This is a genomic window from Terrirubrum flagellatum (assembly GCF_022059845.1).
Taxonomy (GTDB): domain Bacteria; phylum Pseudomonadota; class Alphaproteobacteria; order Rhizobiales; family Beijerinckiaceae; genus Terrirubrum; species Terrirubrum flagellatum.
This window is the reverse complement of the sequence record NZ_CP091852.1, coordinates 168,914-193,148: the sequence shown is the minus strand read 5'-3', so window position 1 is coordinate 193,148 and position 24,235 is coordinate 168,914. Positions and strand designations below refer to the sequence as shown.

24 protein-coding genes, 1 tRNA gene and 1 pseudogene are annotated in these 24,235 nt (G+C 63.4%); 6 read left to right on the top strand and 20 right to left on the bottom strand.

The features are described from left to right. Nucleotides 1-145 precede the first annotated feature (145 nt). Nucleotides 146-466, top strand: coding sequence for a Rieske (2Fe-2S) protein (locus L8F45_RS27425; protein WP_342363933.1), 321 nt, complete (start codon nucleotides 146-148; stop codon nucleotides 464-466). Here L8F45_RS27425 and L8F45_RS27420 read toward each other — a convergent pair whose 3' ends face one another. From L8F45_RS27420 to L8F45_RS27375, 10 genes are all read right to left on the bottom strand, one after another. Continuing rightward, nucleotides 467-1,207 carry a ThuA domain-containing protein gene (locus L8F45_RS27420; protein ID WP_342363932.1) on the bottom strand — a complete coding sequence of 247 codons (741 nt, stop codon included), beginning with the start codon at nucleotides 1,205-1,207 and terminating at the stop codon, nucleotides 467-469. 1 nt (nucleotide 1,208) lies between these two features. Then, on the bottom strand, nucleotides 1,209-1,703 hold the full coding sequence (locus tag L8F45_RS27415) for a MaoC/PaaZ C-terminal domain-containing protein (protein WP_342363931.1): 495 nt from the start codon (nucleotides 1,701-1,703) through the stop codon (nucleotides 1,209-1,211). Beyond that, nucleotides 1,684-2,961, bottom strand: coding sequence for an aromatic ring-hydroxylating oxygenase subunit alpha (locus tag L8F45_RS27410; protein WP_342363930.1), 1,278 nt, complete (start codon nucleotides 2,959-2,961; stop codon nucleotides 1,684-1,686). The genes L8F45_RS27415 and L8F45_RS27410 overlap by 20 nt, the downstream gene beginning before the upstream one ends. A gap of 20 nt (nucleotides 2,962-2,981) precedes the next feature. Next, a complete protein-coding gene (locus L8F45_RS27405) occupies nucleotides 2,982-3,743 on the bottom strand; it encodes an SDR family NAD(P)-dependent oxidoreductase (protein ID WP_342363929.1) in 762 nt (253 codons plus the stop codon). Nucleotides 3,744-3,763: 20 nt separating this feature from the next. Beyond that, nucleotides 3,764-4,915: an acetyl-CoA acetyltransferase gene (locus L8F45_RS27400; protein ID WP_342363928.1), complete on the bottom strand. Its 1,152-nt coding sequence runs from the start codon at nucleotides 4,913-4,915 to the stop codon at nucleotides 3,764-3,766. Then, the gene (locus tag L8F45_RS27395) at nucleotides 4,912-5,289 is read right to left on the bottom strand and encodes a Zn-ribbon domain-containing OB-fold protein (RefSeq protein WP_342363927.1); all 378 of its coding nucleotides are present in this window, start codon (nucleotides 5,287-5,289) and stop codon (nucleotides 4,912-4,914) included. The genes L8F45_RS27400 and L8F45_RS27395 overlap by 4 nt, the downstream gene beginning before the upstream one ends. Before the next feature lie 15 nt (nucleotides 5,290-5,304). After that, a complete protein-coding gene (locus L8F45_RS27390; RefSeq protein ID WP_342363926.1) occupies nucleotides 5,305-6,525 on the bottom strand; it encodes a CaiB/BaiF CoA transferase family protein in 1,221 nt (406 codons plus the stop codon). A 154-nt stretch (nucleotides 6,526-6,679) separates the two neighbouring features. Continuing rightward, nucleotides 6,680-6,997 (bottom strand): 2Fe-2S iron-sulfur cluster-binding protein, encoded by a 318-nt coding sequence (locus L8F45_RS27385; protein ID WP_342363925.1) that lies wholly within the window; start codon nucleotides 6,995-6,997, stop codon nucleotides 6,680-6,682. 27 nt (nucleotides 6,998-7,024) lie between these two features. After that, nucleotides 7,025-7,549 carry a VOC family protein gene (locus L8F45_RS27380; RefSeq protein ID WP_342363924.1) on the bottom strand — a complete coding sequence of 175 codons (525 nt, stop codon included), beginning with the start codon at nucleotides 7,547-7,549 and terminating at the stop codon, nucleotides 7,025-7,027. After that, on the bottom strand, nucleotides 7,546-8,805 hold the full coding sequence (locus tag L8F45_RS27375; RefSeq protein ID WP_342363923.1) for an NAD(P)/FAD-dependent oxidoreductase: 1,260 nt from the start codon (nucleotides 8,803-8,805) through the stop codon (nucleotides 7,546-7,548). The genes L8F45_RS27380 and L8F45_RS27375 overlap by 4 nt, the downstream gene beginning before the upstream one ends. Nucleotides 8,806-9,150: 345 nt before the next feature. Between L8F45_RS27375 and L8F45_RS27370 the strand changes: the two genes are divergently transcribed. From L8F45_RS27370 to L8F45_RS27360, 3 genes are read left to right on the top strand one after another with little or no spacing between them, the layout of a single operon-like run. Then, nucleotides 9,151-10,392, top strand: coding sequence for an aromatic ring-hydroxylating oxygenase subunit alpha (locus L8F45_RS27370; protein ID WP_342363922.1), 1,242 nt, complete (start codon nucleotides 9,151-9,153; stop codon nucleotides 10,390-10,392). Between the two features lie 18 nt (nucleotides 10,393-10,410). Continuing rightward, the gene (locus L8F45_RS27365) at nucleotides 10,411-11,190 is read left to right on the top strand and encodes an enoyl-CoA hydratase-related protein (RefSeq protein ID WP_342363921.1); all 780 of its coding nucleotides are present in this window, start codon (nucleotides 10,411-10,413) and stop codon (nucleotides 11,188-11,190) included. A gap of 25 nt (nucleotides 11,191-11,215) precedes the next feature. Beyond that, nucleotides 11,216-12,112: an SDR family oxidoreductase gene (locus L8F45_RS27360; RefSeq protein ID WP_342363920.1), complete on the top strand. Its 897-nt coding sequence runs from the start codon at nucleotides 11,216-11,218 to the stop codon at nucleotides 12,110-12,112. 152 nt (nucleotides 12,113-12,264) lie between these two features. Here the strand turns inward: L8F45_RS27360 and L8F45_RS27355 are convergent, their stop codons facing one another. Beyond that, complete coding sequence (locus tag L8F45_RS27355) at nucleotides 12,265-13,917, bottom strand: FAD-binding protein (RefSeq protein ID WP_342363919.1); 1,653 nt, start codon at nucleotides 13,915-13,917, stop codon at nucleotides 12,265-12,267. Nucleotides 13,918-14,055: 138 nt separating this feature from the next. Between L8F45_RS27355 and L8F45_RS27350 the strand changes: the two genes are divergently transcribed. Next, nucleotides 14,056-14,895: a sugar phosphate isomerase/epimerase family protein gene (locus tag L8F45_RS27350; protein WP_342363918.1), complete on the top strand. Its 840-nt coding sequence runs from the start codon at nucleotides 14,056-14,058 to the stop codon at nucleotides 14,893-14,895. Nucleotides 14,896-14,909: 14 nt separating this feature from the next. Continuing rightward, complete coding sequence (locus tag L8F45_RS27345; RefSeq protein ID WP_342363917.1) at nucleotides 14,910-15,710, top strand: SDR family oxidoreductase; 801 nt, start codon at nucleotides 14,910-14,912, stop codon at nucleotides 15,708-15,710. Here the strand turns inward: L8F45_RS27345 and L8F45_RS27340 are convergent. From L8F45_RS27340 to selA, 9 genes and pseudogenes are all read right to left on the bottom strand, one after another. Beyond that, nucleotides 15,705-17,426: an AMP-binding protein gene (locus L8F45_RS27340; RefSeq protein WP_342363916.1), complete on the bottom strand. Its 1,722-nt coding sequence runs from the start codon at nucleotides 17,424-17,426 to the stop codon at nucleotides 15,705-15,707. The two genes, L8F45_RS27345 and L8F45_RS27340, sit on opposite strands and share 6 nt — an antisense overlap. Next, on the bottom strand, nucleotides 17,408-18,208 hold the full coding sequence (locus L8F45_RS27335; protein WP_342363915.1) for a ThuA domain-containing protein: 801 nt from the start codon (nucleotides 18,206-18,208) through the stop codon (nucleotides 17,408-17,410). The genes L8F45_RS27340 and L8F45_RS27335 overlap by 19 nt, the downstream gene beginning before the upstream one ends. 21 nt (nucleotides 18,209-18,229) lie before the next feature. Next, nucleotides 18,230-18,991 carry an SDR family NAD(P)-dependent oxidoreductase gene (locus tag L8F45_RS27330; protein WP_342363914.1) on the bottom strand — a complete coding sequence of 254 codons (762 nt, stop codon included), beginning with the start codon at nucleotides 18,989-18,991 and terminating at the stop codon, nucleotides 18,230-18,232. A gap of 135 nt (nucleotides 18,992-19,126) precedes the next feature. Continuing rightward, complete coding sequence (locus L8F45_RS27325; protein WP_342363913.1) at nucleotides 19,127-19,519, bottom strand: hypothetical protein; 393 nt, start codon at nucleotides 19,517-19,519, stop codon at nucleotides 19,127-19,129. Continuing rightward, a complete protein-coding gene (locus L8F45_RS27320) occupies nucleotides 19,506-19,967 on the bottom strand; it encodes a hypothetical protein (RefSeq protein ID WP_342363912.1) in 462 nt (153 codons plus the stop codon). Before L8F45_RS27320 ends, L8F45_RS27325 begins: the two co-directional genes overlap by 14 nt. A 26-nt stretch (nucleotides 19,968-19,993) precedes the next feature. Next, nucleotides 19,994-20,089: transfer RNA gene (locus tag L8F45_RS27315), tRNA-Sec, on the bottom strand. Between the two features lie 120 nt (nucleotides 20,090-20,209). Beyond that, a pseudogene (selB, locus tag L8F45_RS27310) lies at nucleotides 20,210-22,042 on the bottom strand (selenocysteine-specific translation elongation factor); the annotation flags it as partial. Then, a complete protein-coding gene (locus L8F45_RS27305; protein WP_342363911.1) occupies nucleotides 22,039-22,830 on the bottom strand; it encodes a tetratricopeptide repeat protein in 792 nt (263 codons plus the stop codon). The gene L8F45_RS27305 and the pseudogene selB, both read right to left, overlap by 4 nt. Next, complete coding sequence (gene selA, locus L8F45_RS27300) at nucleotides 22,817-24,235, bottom strand: L-seryl-tRNA(Sec) selenium transferase (protein WP_342363910.1); 1,419 nt, start codon at nucleotides 24,233-24,235, stop codon at nucleotides 22,817-22,819. The genes L8F45_RS27305 and selA overlap by 14 nt, the downstream gene beginning before the upstream one ends.

Sequence of the window (24,235 nt, the reverse complement as noted above, 5' to 3'; positions counted from 1 at the left end):
ACAAATGATTCCGGACCGCCTCTTCGCCGTCATCCCGGGACGCGCGCAGCGCGGGCCCGGGATCCATCGCGCAGTTGGCGTTATGCTATGGATTCCGGGCTCGCGCGTCCCGCGCGCCCCGGAATGACGTGAAAAGGATCACGCGATGATCGGCCCATCCGCCGACGATTACGAGGATGTCGCCGCGCTCCATCAGATTCGCGATGGCGGCGTCTTCTTTGTGGATGCGGGCGCAACCGACGTGATGCTGTTCCGGCAAGGCGACACGGTGCGCGCCTTCGGCGCCAACTGCACGCACGCTTTCGCCAGCCTGCGCGACGGCCGCGTGGAGGGAGGCACGATCACTTGTCTCAGGCATGGCGCGCGCTTCGATCTCACGAGCGGTCGTTCGCTCGGCGGCAATTGCCCGAACCTGCCGAGCTACGCTGTCAAGCGTGAGGGCGCGCGCATTCTCGTCAAAGCCTGATCAGAGTTTTTCGAGCGCCCAGCGGATGCCGCGCCGCAAAAGCTCGTGAAAAACCGGAAGCTGCCAGGCGCCACGCTCGACCGCGGGATAGAAATCCGCGATCGGCCGCATGTCGTAACGGCCCCGCGCATGGCCGAGCGTGAGATAGAGGATCTCGCCGCCATGGGCCTTCCTGAGATACATCGCCTGATGCTCCTGCTCGGGCCATGAATCCTTCTCAAACAGCGAGGTCGAGCCGGAGAAGCGCGTCGTCAGCAGAACCTCGTTTCCCGGCAGATATTCCTGCAGATAATGTTCGTCCTCGACGAGGAAATCGCCGACGCCGCTGACCAGCGGATGAGACGGCTGCGCATTGCGCACGCGATAGCGCCCAATGGGCGGATGCGCCATGAACTGGCTGCCCAGCATTTCGTAGAAATCGCGCGGCAACGGCGGAACCTTCACTTTGCCGTCAGTCTCAATTGCGAATGTCGAGTTGGTTCCGTGCAGCGCGAACCAGCGCCTGCCGCGCGAGAGGAACGCTTTCAGGCCCTCGATCTGCTCCTGCGAGGGCACGACGTCGCAGGTGTAGGTGACAAGCATGTCCGCAGACGCGAGTTCGTCAGCTTCGCCGTAATCCTCGGCGATCCGCACGCGCGCGCGTTCATGCTCGCTGAGCAGCGCCAACAATTGCAGCCGCGCATAATCGATATCGTGATATTTTCCGCCAGCGATGAGGCGAACATCGATCGCGTCCGCCATATCAGGCCGCCGGCCTGCGATAGACGAGATCGACGGAGTCGAATGACATCACCACTTCGCCATCCCCGCGCAACACTTCATGATGCAGCGTCGCGACGCCGACATCAGGCCGCTTGCGCGACTCGCGCTTCGACATGCAGCGCGACGTCGCGACGAGAACATCGCCCGGCCGCACCGGGTTCGCCCATTTGACGTTCTCCCATGCGACGCCGCAAACCCAGGCGATATCGCCATTGACCTCGTGATCCATCTGCCGCCACAGCGCGGCGGTGTAGATGCCGCTGCCGACGAGCCCGCCAAACAGGCTCTTCTTCGCCAGTTCGGCGTCGGCGTGGAAATATTGCGGATCATACTTGCGCGCGAATTCGACCATGTCGGCGCCCGACACCGTCTTGGCGCCGGACCGCGTTTCTTCACCGACCGCGATATCCTCCCAATAGCGCGAAGGGAGGTCGCCGCTGAAACCGCCTCGCTCGCTATCGCTTGAGATAGTCATCGATCACCTTGTGGAAATGGCGGATGCGCAACTCCTGATCGCCAATGAACAGGCCCGGAAAACCTTCCGAATGCATGCCGCGCTGCACGCCGGGCAGATTGTAGGCGTCCTGGTCGAGCACGAGGCCAAGCGACTTCTCGCCATGACAGAAATGCTCGTGCGGCGGCGGCTTTGGTTTTTCCTCATCCTTCTTCAGAAGCCGGTAGTTCTGGAGATCATAAAACATCTTGTCCGGGTCGGTCGGATGCGGCCGTTGCCGGAACAGCATGAGATCATCCGCATGAACGTTGAGCGACACGTTCGGGAAGACGAGATAGTGATAGTCGTCAGTGAGTTGGTCGTCGTTCAGATCTGAGTAATCGAGCCCGTCCTTCGGGCCGTGTTCGCGCTTCCATCGCGCGACGGCGCGCCTGACGTCAGGCACGCGGCCGTCGAATTCGGCCGGGTCCATGCCCGCCTCCTTCATGATGTGCTTGATGAGCGGCGGAATCTCCGTCGTCTCGCGCACGCGGTGGCTGATCGTCGCGAAAGGAATGAGATAACGCGAATGCCTGTCATAGCAGTCGATCTGGATGTCGTAATCGTCGAGATAATAGAGAAGCTGCGGGTGAATGCCCTGCACATGGTAGGATTCATTGAAGGCGTCGACCGAGGTTTTCCAGTTGCAATCCCATTCAACCGTATAGTCGCGGATCATCACCATGCGGTCGAGATGATACGGGTCGAGATGCTCCGCGAGCGGATGCATATAGTCTTTCAGCGGCCCGACATCGGGGTTGAGGCTGAACCAGACGAAGCTCCCCCAGAGATCGCAGGGAATTTCCTTTAAGCCCCCGCAGGGCATGCCTTGCGGAAAGGTTTCGAGATCGGGAATGCGATAATAGTCGCCGTCGAGCTTGTATTCCCAATGGTGATAGTCGCATTTGAAGGTCGACGCGTTGCCGCGCCCGACCATCAACCTGTTGCCGCGATGCTGACAGACATTGTAGAAAGCGCGCACGCGGCGATCCGGCTGGCGCACGAGCAGAATCGACTCGCGGCCAATTTCGGTCGTGAGATAGTCGCCGGGCTCCGGAATCTGCTGCTCGTTGCAGCCCATCAGCCAGACCTTGGTCCAGAGATGATCCCACTCCCGCTGCATGAATTCTTTCGAGATATAGCGCTCTTTTGCGATCAGCCCGTGACCGAGATCCGGGGTCGGCGCCTTCTCGACAGGCGTCTGCGTGAAGTCGGTCGGCTTGATCCGTTCGATGCCCATGGCTGTCTCCCGTTCCCGCCCTAGAAATGCACGCCCTTGGTGAAGCCGCCATCGGCGAGAAAATCGACGCCGACGACCCAGCTCGCCGCGGGGCTTGCGATGAACAGAATGCAGTTCGCGATCTCATCCGCCGTCGCCATGCGGCGCGCCGGATGCTTGCGGATGACGCTGTTGTAAGTGCGCGGACTCGCCAGCTGCACCATCTCCCACGCGCTGCCCTCGAAGATCGTCGGCCCCGGCGACACGCAATTGACGCGGATGTTGCGCTTGATGAGCTGCTGGGCGAGCTGCTGCGAATAGGCGACAATCGCGGCCTTCAATGAATTGTACGCCATGGGCGCGACGAAGGTCTCGCGCGCCGCCATCGTGCCGGTCATCACGATCGAAGCCGCCGGAGATTTCTTCAGCCAGGGCAGCGTCGTCTCGACGCCGCGCACCACACTCATGACATCGACATCGAAATTGCGATTCCAGTTCTTCTCGCTGTCCATGCCGCCGCCGGCGCTGACATTGAGGATGAGAATGTCGAGACCGCCGAGAAAATCGCAGGAGGCTTCGAGAAAACCGCGATAGGCGTCGGCGTTCTTCACATGCAGCGCACGTCCGAAGGCGCGCACGCCACGCGATTCCAAGGCTTTCACCGTCTCTTCAACAAGAACGTCATTGCGGGCGCAAATCGCGACGTCGCAACCTTCGTCGGCGAGCCGCTCGGCGACGCGCCGCCCGATGCCGCGGGTGCCGCCGGTCACGATCGCCTTCTTGCCCTTCAGTTGCAGGTCCATTCCGCAGCTCCGGCGAAAACCTAAAGCGTTTCCGCGATTCCCAGGATATTCGTCGCCTGGCTCGAGAACACGCCGCCATTGCCATGACACAAGGCGATGCGCGCATTGGCGACCTGCCGCGCGCCCGCTTCGCCACGCAACTGGCGCGCCGCCTCAACGATCGTGAAAAGACCGTACATGCCGGGATGAACGCAGGACAGGCCGCCGCCATTCGTGTTCACGGGCAGCTCTCCGCCCGGCGCGATCGCGCCGCTGGCGACGAAGGGCCCACCCTCGCCTTTCGCGCAGAAGCCGAGATCTTCAAGGAACAGGATCGTGTTGATGGTGAAGGCGTCATAGAGTTCGACGACATCGACATCGCGCGGCGACACGCGCGCCTCGGCATAGGCGCGCGCGCCGGATTCGCGCGCGCCGGTGATTGTGAGATCGGGCATGTTGGCGATCTCCTTGTGGGTGATCGCCGATCCCGATCCGAGAAGATAGACAGGCTTCCGGCGCAAATCGCGCGCGCGATCGGCGCGCGTCATCACGATCGCCGCTGCGCCATCGGTGACGAGGCAGCAGTCGCGCACGCCGAGGGGATCGGCGACCATGCGCGCCGACAGGCATTGCGCGATGGTGAGATCGTCGCGCGCGAAGGCTTCCGGATTGAGTTTCGCCCATTCGCGCGCAGCGACGGCGACATGGGCGAGATGTTCGCGGGTCGCGCCATATTCATGCATGTAGCGTGAGGCTGCGAGCGCATAGCCCGCGATCGGCATCACCGGGCGATAGACGGATTCATAGGTCGAATTCGCGAAGGCGGAAACGAGCTTTCCCGAGGCCGTGCGCTGATTGCCGCCATAGGCGATCAGCGCGACATCACAGAGACCCGCGTCAAGCGCGAGCGCCGCCCAGACCGTATGGGTGAGGAAGGATGATCCGCCCGTGCGATTGTTGTCGGTCAGCTTCGGTTGCACGCCGAGATATTCGGCGAAGGCGAGGCCGGAAAGCATGTCAGTTGGCAGGCAGAGGAAGAGGCCGTCGACATCCTTGAGCGCAAGGCCCGCATCGGCCAGCGCCAGAAGGCTCGCCTGCGCGGCGAGATCGATCGGTTCGAATCCCGGCGCCTCGCCGATGCCGCAGGTCGCCGCGCCCACGATCGCCGTTCTGCCGCGAAGCGACTCTCTCATGGCGCCGGCTTGAAAATGACGATTGGCTCATCGCCTTCGCGAACGATCGAGGCTGCGACGTCCATGCCGATCGCGACTTTCTCAGGCGCGACGCCTTCGACGCGCGACATCATGCGTGGCCCTTCAGCGAGATCGATCAGCGCGACATTGTAAGGCTGCCCGGGCGGTTTCGGGCGCATCACCGTCGTCGCATGAACGCGCCCTCTCCCAGACGCGAGAATCCATTCGAGATCGGTGTTGCCCGTGGTTGGCTCGCAGATGCGGGGATAGAAGAAGCATTGGCCTGTCCGCCGCGAGCGTTGCAGCATGAAGCGCCCCTCCGCCAGAAAGCGGCGGAATTGCTGCGCCGGACCGACAGCAGTTTGCTCGTCCATCGCCATGTCGCCAAGCTACACGATCTCGGCGCTACGCAGCGCCTCGACCTCAGCCTGCCCGAGGCCAAGCTGCTCCATCAGAATCTCGTCGGTATGTTCGCCGGCGAGCGGCGGCGCCCTGCGATAACTGACCGGCGTGGCCGAGAATTTCAACGGGCTGCCGGCCATCCGCACATCGCCCTTGCCGGGATGCTTCATCGACACGATCATGCCGCGCGCTGCGATCTGCGGATCGCTCTCGATATCAGCCATCGTGTTGATCGGGCCGCAGGAAATCTTGGCGGCGTTGAAGCGCTCCATCCATTCGGCCCGGCCCGCGCTGCGCAGCGCATCCGACATGGCGTCAACCAAAGCCGCGCGATGCTCGACGCGATCGCGCGAGCGCAGGAAGCGCGGATCGCGCGCCCATTCCGGATGGCCCATCGCTTCCGCGACGCGCGCGAATTCGCGGTCGTTGAAAGTCGAGATCAGGATAAAGCCATCCGCCGTTGGGAAAATCCCGTTCGGCACGGCGGTCGGATGATCATTCCCGGTGCGCGGCAGGATCGACCCGCCATTCAACCAGGCCGCAAGCACATTCATCAGGATCGCGACCTGCGAGTCGAACAGGGCTATGTCGATATGCTGGCCTTCGCCGCTCTTCTCACGATGCAAGAGCGCGGCGAGGATTGCGATCGTCGCGTTATTGCCGGTGCAGATGTCGGCGATCGGCACGCCAACGCGCATCGGGCCCTCGCCCGCATGTCCGTCGGGATGTCCGTTGATCGACATCAGTCCACCCATGGCCTGCACGAGATAATCATAGCCGGAGCGGTCGGCGTAAGGGCCTTCCTGTCCGAACCCCGTGATTGAACAATAGATCAGTCTGGGATTGATCGCCGCAAGATCGGAATAACCGAGGCCGTAACGCGCCAGCGTGCCGGTGCGAAAATTCTCCAGCAGCACGTCCGCTTTCGCCGCCAACCGCTTCAGGATTTCGGCGCCCTGCGGTTTCGAGAAATCGAGCGTCAGCGAGCGCTTGCCGCGATTGGCCGCCTGAAAATAAGTCGACTCCTCGCTGTCCGCGCCATGCTTGTCCTTGAGCCAGGGTGGCCCGAGCGAGCGGAGATCCTCGCCGCCCTCGCGACGCTCGATCTTGATCACGTCAGCGCCGAGATCAGCCAGCGTCTGGCCGGCCAGCGGTCCCGCGATCACCCGCGTAAGATCGAGAACCCTGAGCCCGTCCAGCGCGGCCATCTTCCCGGGCGCTGCGGAGGCGTCCGAGGTCGCTGCCGGATGAGAAAGGCGGTCCTGCACGTCAATGTTCCCAGCGTCGGCTACCGTTATAATTTTCTGGCTTCAAAGTATACAAGAAAGCGGCGCGCGACTTTGCCTTTGTGTACGCCCGCGATCAGTCCTCGGGCGCGAGCGTCACCCGAAGCCCGTCAAGTTCATCCGACACCCTGATCTGGCAGCTCAAGCGCGATTGCGGCCGGTGATGCAGGGACTCGCTCACCAGCTCCTGCTCCGATCCATCGGCGGGCTCCAACCGCTCCAGCCAATCCTCGGCGACATAGACATGACAGGTGGCGCAAGCGCAGGAGCCGCCGCAGATCGCCGCGATGTCGAGGCTGCCCTTGAATTTCAGATTCTCCATCAGCGACACGCCGGTTTCAGCATTCACCTCGTGAACCTGCCCCGCCCTGTCGGTTGCGATGATCACCGGCATTCCTGTTTCATCCCTTGTCCCGCGCGCTCACAGCATGCGAACCGGCTCGCGACCGTCCCACTCCCGCGCCTGCGTTTTCACGCGATCGAGGAAACGCCGCATGCCGGGCGAGCCTTCAATCAGCTCCACCATGGCGCCGGGAAAGCCGCGATCGGAATCGAAATAGGCGAAGCGCATTCCCGACGTGACGCTCCCGTGCTGCACGGCTGAGAATCCCTGCGACGTCAGCCGCGCGACGTCGGCGGCGTAGTCGTCGCTGAGAACGCCGGCGTGATGCAGCCCCTCGCCGAAGCGCTGGAGATGATCGCGATAGATCGACGGCACATTGTTCTTTTGTTCGACAAGTTCGATCTGGAGATCGCCTGAGAAGGAGATAGCGACCGCGAGGTCGATGTCGCATGGCGCGCCGCGATAGAGGCATTCCGCGAAAGGGATCTTCGCCGTGACGAAGAAGGGCCCGACGCCCATCGTGTCAGTCCAATGCTTCATCGCCTTGTCGAGATCGCGTACGACGTAGCCGTTTTGCATGATCGGACCGAAGACCCTGCTCATGCCGCCGTTCTCGCTTGCGCTGAAAAGGCCTCGGCGAAAGGGATTTCCCCGTTGCAGGCGATATCGAGATCGATGCGCGCATCGGGATCGGCGATGATCCGGCGCGCCATCATGAAGCTGCGGGGATCGTTGACGGCCTCGATGCAGGTCAGCCTGTTATCGCGGCAATGCAGAACCGCAAGGCCCGGCGCGTCTTCGCGTCGCCGCACAACAGCAACATCGTCGGCGCCGCGAACGCCGGCGATCTGCAGTTTCAGATCGAACTGATCGGACCAGAACCAGGGCGTCTCGTCTGCTGGCGCAGGCTGTCCCATGATCGCCGCGGCGACCGCCTTGCCCTGCGCGACGGCGGCGGACACGGATTCGAGCCGCAGACGCGCGCCATTCACCACCGGCTTCGCTACGTCGCCGATGGCGAAAATCGCGGGATCGCTGCTGCGCCCCTGCTGATCGACCAGCACGCCGTCATCGCAGAGCAGGCCGGCCCCGCGCGCAAGCGAATCCTCAGCCGCTCCGCCTATGCCCGCAATAACCAGATCGGCTGGCGCCGGCGGATGGCCTTCGATCAACACCGCGTCTGGTTCGATCGCCTTCACTTTCGCATTTGTCAGGATCGTCACACCCCAGGCGCGATGAGCGGCCTCGAACAGCTGTGAAATATGTGGCGATGCGATTCTCGCCAGCGCGCGATCCGCCGCTTCGATCACCGTCACGGCCGCGCCCGTCTTTCTGATCGACGCCGCGACTTCGAGCCCTATATAGCCCGCTCCGATCACCACGACGCGACGCGCATTCGCCAGACGCGCGCGGATCACGGCGCACTCCGCGAAAGATCTGAGATAAAGCGCCCGCTCCGCGCCTGCGATTGAATCCGGCAAGCGCCGCACGCGCGATCCGGTCGCGAGCACCAGGCGATCGTAGGAAAGGCGCTCGCCATTCGCGAGCGTCACATGACGCGCGTCGCGATCAATCGCCGTCGCGGCGCTTCCCAATACAAGTTCGATCTTGTGCGAGGAATAAAAAGTGTCGGGATTGAGCAAGAGGCGGTCGACAGGCCCGTCCTGGGTCAGCCGCTCTTTGGAAAGAGGCGGCCGGTCATAGGGAAGCCAATCTTCAGCGCCGACCATGATCAGCCGGCCGTCGAAACCGTTGGCGCGCAACGAGCGCGCCGCCTGCGCGGCGGCGTGGCCTGCGCCGACGATCACGACGGAACAAGTGGAATCCCGATCGCCGGCCGACACCGAGCTGTTTCCCATCCTCGACTATTTCCTTGCCGCGACTATGAAGGCGCGACCCGGCCAAGTCAAACTTGTATACGGATATTGATCTATAATTGTAATTTTTGGCCTAGAATGACGCCTTCAGAAGCTCTTTTCGACGCCGCCAGCCTATATGTTCTGCGCCGACGCTCCGGGCGGCAGGTTTCGCCGACAAATCCTAAATATCTGTAATAGCATCATATTACTTCCGCCGTCGCGCGGCGGCCAGAAGCAGCGGTCATCCCGGGAACGGTCGTCATACAAATACGCCGCTTGTGTATATTGAAGGCCGCGTATAGCCTGCGGAAGCACTATAAGCAGGACGCCCCAGCGGAGGCCGCCATGGATGTCGAGGAGATCAGGCGCATCGAGGGCGGCGCGCTTTATGAAGCCGCACGCACCGCTCCACCAGACCAGTTTCCGCATATGCCTGATATTCCCGGCGGTCGCTATGTCGACCCCGATTTCTTTGCGCTCGAAATGCGCGGGATGTGGAAGCGTTCATGGGTCTATGCGATCCATGGCGACGAGGTTCCAAAACCGGGCTCGTTCCTGCGTTGGGAGCGTCTGGGCGAGCCGCTCTTCTTCGTGCGCGACGAGACAGGCCGCGTGCGCTGCTTCTACAACACCTGCCGCCATCGCGGCGCGCCCGTCGTCACCACTGACACAGGCGAGGCGCGCGGCCTCTCCTGCAAATATCACGGCTGGACCTATAATCTGCGCGGCGAATTGATCAACCTGCGCGACAAGCGCGATTTCGTCGAGCTCGACATGTCTTGCCGCTCGCTGATCGAGGTACGTTGCGAAAATCTCGGCAACTGGCACTTCATCAATCTCGACAAGAACGCCGAACCGCTCGCGGACGCGCTCGGCGAAACCTACGCCGCGCTGAAAGAGATGCAGCCGGAGAATCTCATCCTCGTTGACAAGACGACGATCAAGGTCGGCTGCAATGTGAAAGTGCTGCTCGACGCCTTTCTCGAAGTCTATCATCTCAAATCGATCCACCAGAACACAGTCGATCGCTTTCTCGATCATCGCGGCTCGCTCATCACGCTCTATGACAAGGGTCATTCGCGCATGGTGACGCCGTTCAAGCGTAAAGGCTGGCAGGATCCGGGCATTGTTGGACTGCCGTTGATTCCAACCGCCGATCCCTATCTCGGCGAGACCAATCTTTCGCTCAATATTTATCCCAATATCGTTTCGCCGCTGGCGCCTGCCGGCGCGCCTTTCCTTTGCTTCTGGCCTGATGATATCCGCTCGATGACGATCGAGGTGCATTGGTTCGCGCCAAGCTGGGGCGAAGGCGAGCGCCCGCCGGTTTGGGACGTACGCCTCTCCAACTTCCTGAAGATTCTCGATGAGGATCTGCAATTCGCCGATGCGATCCAGAAATCGGTTGAGTCAAGCGGCTTCACAGGCATGCCGCTCAACTATCAGGAGCGGCGCATTTATCACTGGCATCAGGAGCTCGATCGCCGCATCGGCCGCGACAGGATTGATCCGGCGCTGCGGGTGGAGCCCGTTCTCGAAAGCTACGCGCAGCCGACGCATGCCCCGCCAACCGAAATGGCTTCGTGACAACCTGCGAAAGCGGACATGGCCGACGAGAGCGACAGCCTGCAGATCGAGAAGGCGAACGGGCTTCTCATCCTGCGGATCAACCGGCCGCATGTCAGCAACGCGGTCGACGCCGCGACCTCCTACGCCATCGACGCCGCGTTGTCCGAGGCGGAGACAGATGATTCGATTGGCGCCGTTATCGTGACCGGCGCCGGCGAGCGCGCCTTCTGCTCCGGCATGGATTTGAAGGAGGCCGCGCGCATCGGCGTCGGCAAGGGCCTCGTTCCCGGCCGCGGATTCTGCGGCCTCACAGAGCGTAATTTTCCCAAGCCTCTCATCGCGGCGATCAACGGCGCCGCCGTCGCCGGCGGGCTTGAATTGGCGCTCGCCTGCGATCTCATCGTCGCGAGCGAGACGGCCACATTTGGCCTGCCGGAGATCAAGCGTGGACTTGTCGCCTATGCCGGCGGCGTGCAGCGCCTCGCGCGGCTGGCGCCACGGAGCGCGGCGATGGAAATCATCCTTACGGGTGAGCCGCTGCCGGCGCGACGTCTCTATGAGCTTGGTGTCGTGTCGCGTGTGGTTCCCGCCGCGCGCGTGATGGAGGAGGCGCGCGCGCTGGCGCGCTCCATTCTCGCAAACAGCCGCGTCGCCGCGCGCTATGCGAAGGAGCTCTATGCGCTGTCGCTTGATCGCCCGCTCGACGAAGCGCTGAAGGCGGGCCACGAGATCGGCGCGCGCATGCCGCAGGCGGACGCTGCCGAAGGCGTCGCCGCCTATGCCGAGAAGCGCGCGGCGCATTTCGGCGGCGCGTGATAGAGCGCCGCGCAGGGATGATTTGATGTCGGAACTATCCGGGCCTGTGATCGACGAGGATGTTCTCGCGCGCTGGCGCCAACGCCTCGCGCCGGCGGATCTCGCAGCGCTGCCGACCGTCTATGCGCCTGATCTTCTCAAGGATCAGGTCTATCTCGTCTCCGGCGGCGGCACGGGATTCGGGCGCGTCATGACGTTCCTGTTCGCGCGGCTCGGTGCGAAAGTTGTGATCTGTGGCCGCCGCGAGGACAAGCTGAAGGAAACAGCAGCGGAAGTGAAGGAAGCGCTTGGCGCCGAAGTGGTCTGCAAGCCGATGTCAATCCGCAAACCGGAAGAGATCGACGCGCTGTTTGACGACGTCTTCGAGCAGTGCGGCAGGCTCGACGTGCTCGTGAATAATGCCGGCGGGCAATATCCGCAAAACGCGCTCGATTTCACGGTGAAAGGCTGGAACGCCGTCATCGATCTCAATCTCAACGGCACATGGTATATGACGCAAGCCGCGGCGCGACGCTGGAAAGAACGCGCCGCGCCCGGCGCGATCGTCAACATCGTCGCCACAATCTTTCGCGGCATGCCGCAGGTGGCGCACACCTGCGCGGCCCGCGCCGGCGTGATTTTCATGAGCAAGAGCGTCGCTGTCGAATGGGCGCCGCTCGGCATCCGCGTGAATTGTCTGGCGCCTGGCTCGATGCAGTCCGAAGGGCTCGAAGTCTATTCCGACACGGCGCTGACGCGTTTTCCCAACAGCAATCCGATGCGCCGTCTCGGCGATGCCTGGGATGTGGCGCAGGGCGTCGTTTATCTCTCGGCGCCAAGCGCGAAATTCATCACTGGCGAAGTGCTGACGATCGATGGCGGCGGCCAGATGTGGGGCAACACATGGCCCGGCGGCGTGCCTGACTATTTCAACGTGGTGTGAGCCTTTGTAACTTTGACGTATCTCTCCGCGTCATGGCCGGGCTTGTCCCGGCCATCCACGTCTTCCTTTCAAATAGAAAACAAGACGTGGATGCTCGCGACAAGCGCGAGCATGACGGCCGACATTTGAAGCATCAACGCGAGGCGAGAGGCTTACGCGTTTACAAACTCCGCCGCCTGCGTCGCCGCGTGTTTGCCCGCGAGATAGCCGAACACGATCGCAGGGCCGAGCGTGCCGCCGGCGCCGCCATAGACCATGCCGGTCGGCGCCGCCATCGCATTGCCCGCGGCATAGAGGCCGTGAATCGGCAACCCGTCATGATCGATAACGGCGCCATTGCGATCGGTGCGCGGCCCGCCCTTGGTGCCAAGCGTGCTGCTGTGAATCTGCAAGGCGTAATAAGGCGGCTCTCCGATGCGGCCGAGCGTCGCGCCCTTGCCCGGATATTGCGAGAGATCGCCATTGAATCCGTCATAGGCGCTCTCGCCGCGACCGAAATCATCATCGGCGCCCTTGTCGACCTGTGTGTTCCAGCGCGCGATCGTCGCTTGCAACGCATCACTGGCGATGCCGACCTTGTTGGCGAGTTCAGCCAGCGTGGAAGCAGTGGGAACCCATCCGGGCATCGCGCCGCCCATGGGAACATCGAGAAAACCGTAGCGCTTCACCATTGCTGAATCGAAGATCAGCCAGCAGGGCAGATTGGCGTATTCGAATTTGCCGGGATCGAAATGATGGAAGGCGCCGCCGATCGCATTGTAATTCGTCGCTTCATTGACGAAGCGCTTGCCCTTCCTGTTGACGAGGATCGATCCCGGCAGCGAGCGCTCGCGCAGGATCAGCACAACTTTCTGCTCGCCATATTGCTTGACGCCGGGCAGCAGCGCGACCGGCATCCACCAGGCTTCGCGCATCGCACCCATCTTGGCGCCGGCGCGCATCGCCATCTTCTGCCCATCGCCTGAATTGGTCGGGATCGAGGCGGGATGCTCCATCGGCCCGCGCAGGAAATTGACCGACATTTCGGGGTCCCACTCGAATCCCCCGGTGGCGATCACCACGCCGCGGCGCGCCGTGACGTCAAACTCTTCGCCTTTCACCACGACGCGCACGCCGGCGACGCGCCTGCGCTCCATGATGAGATCGACGCCGCGCGCGCCGGTGACGACCTCGATACCGCGATCGAGACAGGCCTGCAGCAGCGCGCCGATCATGCCGCGACCACGGCCATTGATCTTTGCAACGCGTCGCCGCTGCATTTCGGCTTCATCGATCGCGCCCGTGCCGCCGCCGCGCGGCGACTCGATCGTCGCCATATAGACATGGCCGGTTTCGGGATCAGAGAACTGGCCGATGCCGACGCGATCGCCCCACGGCCCCAAGCGCTCGAACGAGAAAAGTCCGGGCTCAATCGAACGGCCGCCCTTCAGCAATCCGCCGGGATGCTCCGGATGATAATCAGGAATGCGCAGGAGATGGAATTTCAGCGGCGTTTTCTGCTCTAGATAATCAAGCGTCGGCGCGACGCCATCGATGAAGGCCGCCGCGAGCTCGTCCGGGATGAGGCCGTTCGAGAGCGAGCGGAGATAGGCGAGACCTTCCTCGCGCGAATCCGGCATGCCAGCCGCCGCAGCCACGCGGTTGTTCGGCATCCAGCAAACGCCGCCGGACAGGGCCGTCGTGCCGCCGACCACGTCAGCCTTCTCGAAGACGCCGACCTTTGCGCCTGAATCATGCGCTGCGAGCGCCGCGACGAGGCCCGCAGCCCCTGTCCCCAGAACGACCACGTCGAATTGCGTTTCCATCCGCGTCTCCTCTCGGAGCGGCCGCCGGCATGGGGAGGCCTCTTTATTATTATACAATAATGGTGATATCAATATATCTGTGTCAAGCGCTCCGCACATCAGATTACTTGAACCGCCGCGCTGCCGGAGCTCCCTCGGATGACTGCCCGCGACAACCTCCTGTCGCTGCATCATCTGACCGTCAGCGACGTCCCCGCGCCGGAACTGGTCGACATCGCCGCGGCGACGGGCTGCCGGTATGTCGGCGTCTTCGTGCGCGGCGCGCAGCGCGACAATGATCCCTTCCCCGTCATCTCAGGCGATGCGGCGCGGCGCGCGCTGATCGCGCGGCTCGATGCAACCGGCGTGCGCGTCCATAATCTCGAAGTCTTTATCATCAGGCCATCGACACGCCCCGGCGATTTCGACGCGGCGCTGGAGATGGGCGCGGCGATCGGCGCCGCGCGACTGACAGCGCAGATCGCCGACGCCAACGACGCCCGGGCCTTCGACAATTTCGCGGCGCTGTGCGAGCGCGCGGCGAGCTTTGATCTTGCCGTCCATATCGAGTTCAACGCCTTCTCAATCGTCAATTCGCTTCAAGCGACGCAGAAATTCCTGTCGGGCCGGAAACCCGCCAACGCCTCGATCGCGCTCGACGCGCTGCATCTCTATCGCAACGATGGCGGCCTTGATGGGCTGAGCGGCCTTGCGCCCTCCCTCATCGGCTACGCCCAGATCTGCGACGGCCCCTTGCGCATCGCTCCGGAGATGCAGATGGCGGAAGCGATCGATGAACGCGCGATCCCCGGCGAGGGTGAATTCGATCTGACGCGGTTTGTCGCCTCGTTGCCGCCTGATGTCGTGATCGACGTCGAAGCGCCCTCACGCCGCCTGCGCGACAACGGCGTGAGCGCTCTCGAACGCGCCCGCCGCGCGGTCGACGCCGCGCGCGGAATCATCGCAGCCGCGGGAAATCGCGGCGCCAACTCATCATAGATCTGGAGAACGCCATGGGACGCATCGAGGGCAAGGTCGCGGTGATCATCGGCGCCGCCGGCGCCAACAATATGGGCCAGACGATCGCGCGGCTCTTCGCGAGGGAAGGCGCGCGCGTCATGGTCGCCGGCCGCAGGGAAGAGCATCTGGCGCCGCTGGCGGAAGAAATCGGTGGTGGATTTGCCTTGTGCGACATCACCCGCAAGAGCGAGGTCGAGGCGCTGGCGGACGCCGCTGTCGCGAAATTCGGGAAAGTCGACATCGGCGTCAACGCCACGGGATGGGGACTTGTAAAACCCTTCCTCTCGACGACCGAGGAAGAGTTGCAGGCGATGACGGCGCTGCAATTCGTCGGCCCCTTCTATTTCATGCAGGCGATGGTGCGCGTGATGACGAATGGCGGATCGCTCATCCAGATATCATCGGCGACAGCGACGATCATGCTGGAGGATCACGCCGCCTATATGGGCGCGAAGGCTGGCGCCGACCATGTCGTGCGCTGCGTCGCCAACGAATTCGGCGCGCGCGGCGTCAAGGCGAATTCGATCTCGCCGGGAATCACGGAATCGCCAATGACAGCGAAAGCGTTCCGCAATCAGGCTGTCATCGAGGCGTTTCGCAAGGAATATCCGCTGGGGCGCGTCGGCACGCAGGACGACGTGGCGCAGGCGGCCCTCTGGCTCGCCTCGGACGAATCCTTCATCAGCGGCCAGAATCTGCAGATCAATGGCGGGCTGACGCTGCGCCGCAACCCGCGCAATCAGGAAATCATCGATGCGGCGGCGAAGGCGCGCGCCGAGCGCGCCGCATCATGAGGCCCTTTGCTCCGGCGCTACGAGAGCGCGTACATCGATCTTGCCATCCGGCCTGAAATCCTGCGCCAGCCTGAATTTCTGGATCTTCGTCGCGCTCATCGGCCATTCCGACACGAAGCTGATATAACGCGGAATCTTGAAGCTTGCGATCTTGCCGACGCAATGGCGCGCGATCTCCTCGGCGGTCGCCGCTGCGCCCGGGCGCAGCTCGATGAAGGCGGCCGCGACCTCGAACAGATGCTCGTCGGGAACCGCGATCACCTGCGCGATCTGTACGGCCGGATGCGTGCAGAGATAATTCTCGATCTCGATCGCCGCGACATTTTCGCCGCCGATCTTGAGCATGTCCTTCAGCCGCCCGGCATAGGAGACGCGACCGCTTTCATCGACCGATCCGATATCACCGGTGCGCAGCCAGCCGTCGCCGGTCAACGCTTCCGCCGTGCGCTTCTCATCCCTGTAATAGCCCTGGAAGAGGCTCCAGCCGCGTATCCAGAGCTCGCCATTTTCGCCTGGCGGCAGTATGGCGTGCGTCTCGATATCGAACGCCTTGACGTCGAGCCCTTCAAAAGGTTTCCCCGAAGTGACGAGCGACAGATCCTGGGGATCGTCGAGATCACTCCAGACGGGAACGCCTGTCGCTTCTGTCAGACCATAAGCATTGACGATGTAAGTCCCCGGAAACGCGCGAACATAGCGGCGCAAGAGGTCGGCCGGGCCGACGGAATGGAGAACGCGCAGCGACGAGAGATCGCGACGCGGAAAATCCGCGTGATCGGTCATCGCCGAATTGATCGTCGGGAACGATGTGTAGGAGATCGTCACGCGCTCGCATTCGATCGTCTCCAGCGCAAGACCTGCGTTGAAATGCATCTGCCCCAGGAAGGCCGCGCCCGACGCGCGACAGGCCGCGAGCGGCAGCATGGTGGACATGTGAAAGAATGGCATTGGATTGAAGATGCGGTCGCGCTCGCTCATGCGGAAGCGCTTCGCCAACGCCTGCCCCGCAAGCGAGATGTTGAGATGCGACAGCATGCAGGCCTTGGGACGCGATGTGGTCCCAGAGCTGAACATCATGATGCAGGTGTCGCCGGGGCCGACGCTTGCCGCGCAGGTCAGCGCGTCTCCGCGCGAAACTGAATTTGCGCCGGCGAGAAAATCAGCCTCCTGAGGCCATGCATCCTCGCGCGGGTCGGCCAGATTGACGATCGATCGGAGCTTCGGCGCGGCGGCCAGCTGAAGCGGTTCGCACTTCCGCCACTCCGCAAGCTCGGGATAAACGCGCGCCAGCATGGCGCGATAATCGGTGTGCGGCAGCGCTTGCCCGCCGATGAAGAGAAAGCCGACATCGGCGTTGTCGATGACATAGAGAAGATCGTCGTCGCGATAACGCGCATTGATGGTGACGGCGCGGGCGCCGATCATGGTCGCGGCATGGAACAGCAGGAGATATTCGACCGAGTTCGGCATCAGCAAGCCGACATGATCGCCGGGGCCGACGCCGAGGCCGATCAACGCGCGCGCCCAATCGATCGCATTCTCGAAAAGCTGCGCATAGGTCAGCCTTTGCTCGCCGATGAGATAGGCGTCGCGATCGCCCCAGCGCGTCGCAGCGGCGGCGAGCGCGCCGCCAACGGTTTGCAGATGCAGCATCGCGCCGCTTCCCTGCGGCGCGGCGACGAGCTCAGCGGCGGAATTCAGTGCTGTCGCGCCCATGTCAGCGCCTCTTCACTCGTCGCCCAGTCGATCGCGTTGCGGAGAAGCTTCCGGAAACCTTCATTGCGATAGGCGGACGCATCGTTGCCGCACTGGATAGCGACAGCGGGGCTGTTGCGCGCGCGTCGCGCCCAGGCGACGAGATTTGAACCTTCCGGATGCTCCCAGCCTTCGCGCGACCACATCCGCGCCTTCAGCGCCAGAGCGGCGGAATAGAAATTGTCGCGGACGAACCGATGGTCGCTGCGCATCAACGGAACAATGTCGTCTTCGAGCATCTGGAAGAGATAGAGTTCATCCTCGATCTCGAAACCATCTTCGAGGCCTGCCGTGACGGGATGCGCGGCGACGGGCCTGACGCGATGCTTGACCGGAAAGACATAGCCGGAGTCGGGATAGGCGCAGCCCTTGTAACTTCCCGGCTGATAGAAGAAGCGCGCGCCTATCACCTCGGCGTAAGCATCCCACGCTGGCCAGCCCGCCATGGCGTGATGCAGGAAAATCAAGGGATAACCTTGATCCAGCAGCGCCTCGAAGCCGCGTTTGAAATGCTCGGGCGGATCGCGCAACACCGGCGGCTCGGGCGTGCGGAACTCGACGCCCGGCACGTCGTAGAGCACGAAAGCCGCGAACTCCTTCGCGGCATCGGGATGAAAGAGATGCAGCGCCGCAGGCTGCTCGACATGCGTCCATGTGAGGCCGCGCATGGAATCGAACAACTCAGAGAAGGCCGGCTTGTCGAACGGATGCCCCTTGGTGACAACCAAGATGTTCTTTCGCATGACGGATAGCGCCGCGGCCGGTCAGAACTGCACCCGCTTGGTGAAGCCGCCATCAACAATGAGATTCGTTCCCGTCACCCAGCCTGCCGCGGGACTCGCGAGAAACACCACGCAGCGCGCCACTTCGTCGGCCGTGCCCATGCGGCCGTTCGGCTGCTGCGCCAGAATCGAATTGTAGAAATCAGGCTGCTGCGCGCGCGTCTGATCCCACGCGCCGCCATCGATCATGATCGGACCCGGCGACACGACGTTCACACGGATATTGCGCTTGAACAGGGTCTGCGAAAGCTGCTTTGCGTAAGTGATCAGCGACGCCTTGAGCGCATTGTAGGCCATGGGCGCAACGAAGGTTTCGACGGCTGCGGTGGTGGCGATGAAGACGATTCCACCTGCCTCAGAGTTCTTCAGCGCCGGCATGAGCGCGTCGCAACCGCGCACCGCGCCCATCAGATCAACTTCGAAATTACGATACCAGTTCTTCTCGCCGTCCATGCCGCCGCCAGCGCTGGCGTTGGGCACGAAGATATCGCAGCCGCCAAGATCCTCGGCTGCCTTTGCAAGCCAGGCCTTGTAGCTCTCGCCGTCCTTGACGTTGACGACGCCGCCGACCGCCTTGACGCCGAGCTTCCGCAAGGCGCCCACCGCCTCCTCGACCTCTTCCGGCTTGCGGGCGCAGAAGCCGATGTCGCAGCCTTCGGCGGCAAGAAGCTCGATCGTCCGCCGCCCAATGCCCCGGGTCGCTCCGGTGACAATCGCCTTCTTGCCCCTGAGACCCAGATCCATGGCGACGCCTCCCGGAATTGTCTTCTCGGCCGAGACCTACACCCTCCATGCATCCGCGGCAACGTATTTGTATATTTATGGAAGGATATTGTGTTATTAGTGACCGCTCATCCGGCCTTAAGCGGGCCCCCGCAGCTATTGAGTCGGCGTTTCCTCGATTTTCAACCGTCGGCCCCATTTGTCGAAGAAATGGCCCTCATTGAGAACGAGACGGTCGTCATCGAGTTGCTGTTCGAGCGCGCGCAGCCGCCATCGCGCCGTGGCGTTGTCGAGCGCCCCACCATCCCTGGCGGTTTCTGGAAAGAAGCAGACGCCATCCCACTCCTGCCCGGAGGCGGCGAGGAGCGCGACGATCTCGGCCCACTCGACCTCGTCGCCCATAACGTTCAGATGAGTGGAGCAGAGCGGCCTGACCTTCGTCTCGCCGATCGAAACCAGCACCACCAGCGCCGTGAAATCGCCGGCGCGCGCGAACTCCTGCCTCAGCCACAGATCGAAATCCGTGCCGCGCGGATCAGAAATCGACAAGCGGCGTCTCCGGCATGACATTCTCGAACAGCGCCCAGAACGGAACAGGATGCGTCGCGGCATACCAGTCCTCGAATTCCCTAAGCGCGGCGCCCAGGTCGCGCGGCGGCCGTTCTTCGTCGGCCGGCGCCATTTCATCGAACATCGCCTGAGCGACCGGGGCGAAGCGTTGCAGCACTTCCGTCCTCGCTTCACTCTCGCTCGCCCATCCGAGACGTGCGCGCAAAGTCGCCGCCGCATAAGCGTCAACCGCTTTTCTGTCCTCGATGGTCGCGATCGCGTCCGCCACGGCGCGCATCAGATTGAGCCGGCGGAAAGCGAAGGAGCGCTCCCGCTCCAGCTCTTTCGCGCGCGTGACGATCTCGCGGCGAAACGCGTCTTCGGCTGCATTGGCGCGAGCGGCGTCCGCTTCGAGCGCATCGAGCCACGACGAGAGCGGAGCCGTCATCACGCGACCTTCGGCGATGCGGAATTTGGCGGAAGAGAGAGGGAGTCGAACCCACCAAGGACCGTCTCGCGGCCCTTCCCGGATTTGAAGTCCGGACGCCCCACCGGGGACGCATCTCTTCCATGAACGGTTGTGTTTTCGTCTCCGACGACGACACGAAACAGATCAAGTCGATGTCGATTGACGCGGCGCAGATCGCCGCGCCGCAACGTGACGCCGTGACGATCGAAGAATTCGAGAATCTGGATGGCGACCTTGCGCCCGCTCTCGACGCGATCGCGAAACTGCGCCGCCGTGAATTGTCCGCCTTCGGCGCCGGCCGCGATCCTGGCGATGATATCCACCATCTCGGCGACCGTCGGCCTCCGGAAGAAATGATCATGGGCGATCTCGTCGACGCGGCCCATGCGGCTCAGGATTTTCAGAATGCGACGGATATCCGCCTCATGCGCGGCAAGGAGATTGGCGATATCGCGGACGCGCGGCGGTCGAAACCGCTCATCCCCCGAGAGAAGCGGCTCGATGCGGGCCCAGATTTTTTCGTCCTCGGGCGCTAACCGCGTCTCATGGCCTGCAAGCCTCACCCAGGCGCCGTCGAGCGCGATCGTCGCGTCCTTCGCCAGACGGCGGAGAAAGGCGCGAAAAACCGGCGCCGGCAGGCGAGGCTCAAGCTGAAGCTTCAGCCGCTCAAGGCCGACGCCAGGCAGGTCGGGATTGTCGCTGTGAAACCTTCCGAGAACAGCATGCAGATTCGCAACAAAGCTCCGCCAGATCGCAAGCGAGAGAGCGATGTCGCGCCCTTCGACGGTCTCACTGATCACCTCGAGCCTCTCAACGATGCTCTCGATCTGCATGGAGGACAGAGCGCGGTCGCGCGCGAAGCCTGTCAGATCGACGGCGAATGGCGCGCATGTGAGAAGCGCCGCCAAAGCTTGGGACGGTTCGCGCAGAGCGGATGCGCGCAATTGCGCAAGGCGTTCAGGCGTGCGGCGCTTACGCGCCGGCGCGCGCAGATCGATGAGGGCGCCGCCGCCGATCGTGCGTTGCGCCGTCGTGTCGCGAATGACAAAGCGATCGCCAACTGCGGCGCAGACTGGCCGTTCCAGAACGAGTTGCGCGAACGCTTCCGATCCCGGCGCGATGGGCTCATCGCCGAGCAACACGATGCGCGCGCCGACTTCGACCGCTGCATGATGGAATCGCACCGGCGTCCATTGCGCGAGCGGCTTCGACTCCGAGGATAGATGCCGCAGCGTGACGTCGATGCGATCGGTCGGCGCATGCAGCGCCGGATCGACGATCATGTCGCCGCGCGCGATCGCTTCTTTCGTGATTCCATCGCCGGCGAGATTGAGCGCGCAGCGCTGGCCCGCGACGCCGCGCTCCGAGGCGCGGTTCTGCGCATGGATCGAACGCACCCGCGCTTCAAGCCCGGAGGGGCTGATCAACCCCTTGTCCTGTACCGTGATCGCGCCTGAAAGAACCGTGCCTGTCACGACGGTTCCAATCCCGGCCAGCGTGAACGAGCGGTCGACAGCGAGGCGGAAGCGGCCGTCGGCGGGCTTTGTCGAAGTCGCGCGCGCCGCGTCGAAGAGCCGCTCGCGAAGATCATCAATCCCCTCGCCTGTCACGCTCGACACGGGGATCACGTCACTGCCTGCGAGCACCGTGCGCGCGAGCAGCCGTGCAATATCGATGCTGACCTCGGACAGCTGTTCCGGCGATACGAGATCGCTCTTTGTCAGCGCAACGACGCCGCGCCTGACGCCGAGCATGTCGAGGATGGCTACATGTTCCGATGTCTGCGGCATGACGCCATCATCGGCGGCGACAATCAGCAACGCAAAATCGACGCCGCTCGCGCCGGCCAGCATGGTGTGAATGAATTTCTCGTGGCCTGGCGCATCGATGAAGCCAATCACGTCGCCGTCAGGCGCGGGCAAATAGGCGAAGCCCAGCTCGATCGAGATGCCGCGCGCTTTTTCTTCCTTAAGCCGATCGGTGTCGACGCCGGTCAGCGCGCGCACGAGCGATGTCTTGCCGTGATCGATATGACCCGCCGTGCCGACGATCATATCGCGATCTCGGGTAGAGGCGCGCTGGCGCGAAACTCGGCCTCGCGCAGCTCGATGTCATTCAATGCGCGGCGCGCAACATCGAAGAAGGGATCGGCAAGCGCGCTGCCACCCTTTCGCGCGCGCAGAAGAAGCGCGAAAGCGGCGACGGCGTCCTGCGGGACGCCAGCGCCGAGATGGAACGCAGCCCCCAGCATCGCCTGGCCGTCGGCGTCGCCTGCGGCCGCGCCCTTCGCCCACCATTCGGCGGCGATGCGCGCGTCGCGCTCCACGCCGAGCGCGTTGTGATAGATCATGCCGAGACGCGTCATGGAGGAGGCGACGCCCTGCGCCGCGGCGGCCTCGGCCCAGCGGCGCGCTTCGACCGGATCGAACGCGATCGTTTCGCCTTCCAGCAGCATCCAGCTCAGCATGTCTTGCGCCGGCGCGTCGCCTGCCTCGGCCGCGGCGCGATAGAGCTCCGCCGCGCGCTCAAGATCAGGCTCCGTCGCATCGCCACGGAAATAGAGAGCGGCGAGATTGCGCTGGCCGACAGGATCGCGATTCTCCGCGGCGAGCGTCAGCCATCTCAGCGCCAGCGCAGGGTCGCGTTCAACTCCCAGCCCTTCGGCGAAGCAGGCGCCGATATTATTCTGCGCGCGCGGGACGCCGGCATGAGCGAGCGGCGACCAGATCGCCAGCGCCGCTTCATGATCGCCGCGCGCCGCCAGATCGAGCGCCTCAGCCATCTGCGCCCGCGCGTCCGACGGCTCGATTCGCCGCTTTCTGATCGCATCAAGCCAGCGCATCGCGCGGCTCCTTTATGTCGATCGAGGCGAGGTTGGCGGTGAAGCCCGCTTCATCTTCGAGGCAGCGCAGATCGAACACGAGCGCGCTCTTCTCGATGCGTCCGATCACGGGAATGGGAAGCCGCCGGAAGGCGGCGCTGACCGCGTCGAGCGCCCGCCCGCCTGCTTTTGACGCGGGCGCAATGCGCAGCCCCGCACTCGGCGCGCTGTCGACCGGCAAGGCGCCGGAACCGATCTGGCTGGCGCACTCGACGACCTCGACGATAAAGCGATCGCCGACCGACTTGCCGACAGCAGGCGCGATGCGCGCGGCGAGCGCTGCAATGTCGGCCTTCGGCCGCGCCAGCAGACGCATCGTCGGCAGGCGCTGCGAAAGACGATCGGGATCGCGATAGAGCTTGAGCGTGGCTTCGAGCGCCGCGAGCCTGATCTTGTCGACGCGCAGCGCGCGCTTCATCGGGTTGCGGTTGATGCGCTCGATGAGATCCTTACGCCCGACAATAAAGCCGGCCTGCGGCCCGCCCAGCAGCTTGTCGCCGGAAAATGTAACGAGATCGGCGCCTTCGGCGACAGCTTCCGCGACAGTCGGCTCCGGCGCGAGGCCCAGCCTGCGCAAATCAATCAGCGTGCCCGAGCCGAGATCATTCATCAGCGTGACCCGATGCTTCACCGCGATTTTCGCGAGATCGCGCGCCGGCACCTCCGTCGTAAAGCCTTCGATGCGATAGTTCGATGTGTGGACCTTGAGGATGAGGCCCGTCCGTTCGCTGATCGCGGAAATATAGTCCTTGGGATGCGTGCGGTTTGTCGTGCCGACTTCGATCAGCGCCGCGCCCGCACGCGCCATGATGTCAGGCATGCGGAACGCGCCGCCGATCTCGATCAACTCGCCGCGCGAAACGATGGCGTCGCGCGCCCCGGCGAAAGTATTGAGCGCGAGAAGCACTGCGGCGGCGTTGTTGTTGACGACAGTCGCGTCCTCGGCGCCGGTAAGCTCACGCAGGAGCCCACGAAGATGATCATCGCGCTCGCCGCGTCGGCCGCTGTCGACATCGAACTCCAGCGCGACCGCCGAGCGCATGGCGGCGACCGCCGCCTCGATCGCCTCCTCCGCGATCAGCGCGCGTCCGAGATTGGTGTGCAGCACCGTGCCGGTGAGATTGAAGACAGGACGCAGATTCAATTGTGAATTAATCGCTACGCGCTCTGTCGCAATCGCTGCAAGACGTTCTGGTTCGGTCGGCGCTCCCGAGGCGCGCGCGGCGGCGATCGTCTGGCGCACCGCTTCAACCACAATCGGCCTGCCATATTGCGCCGCCGCCGCCATTGCGACCGTTGTGCGCATCACTGCGTCGACCGAAGGCGGACGCTTGGCGACAGGCTCTTCTTTTGCGCGCGCGCTCAT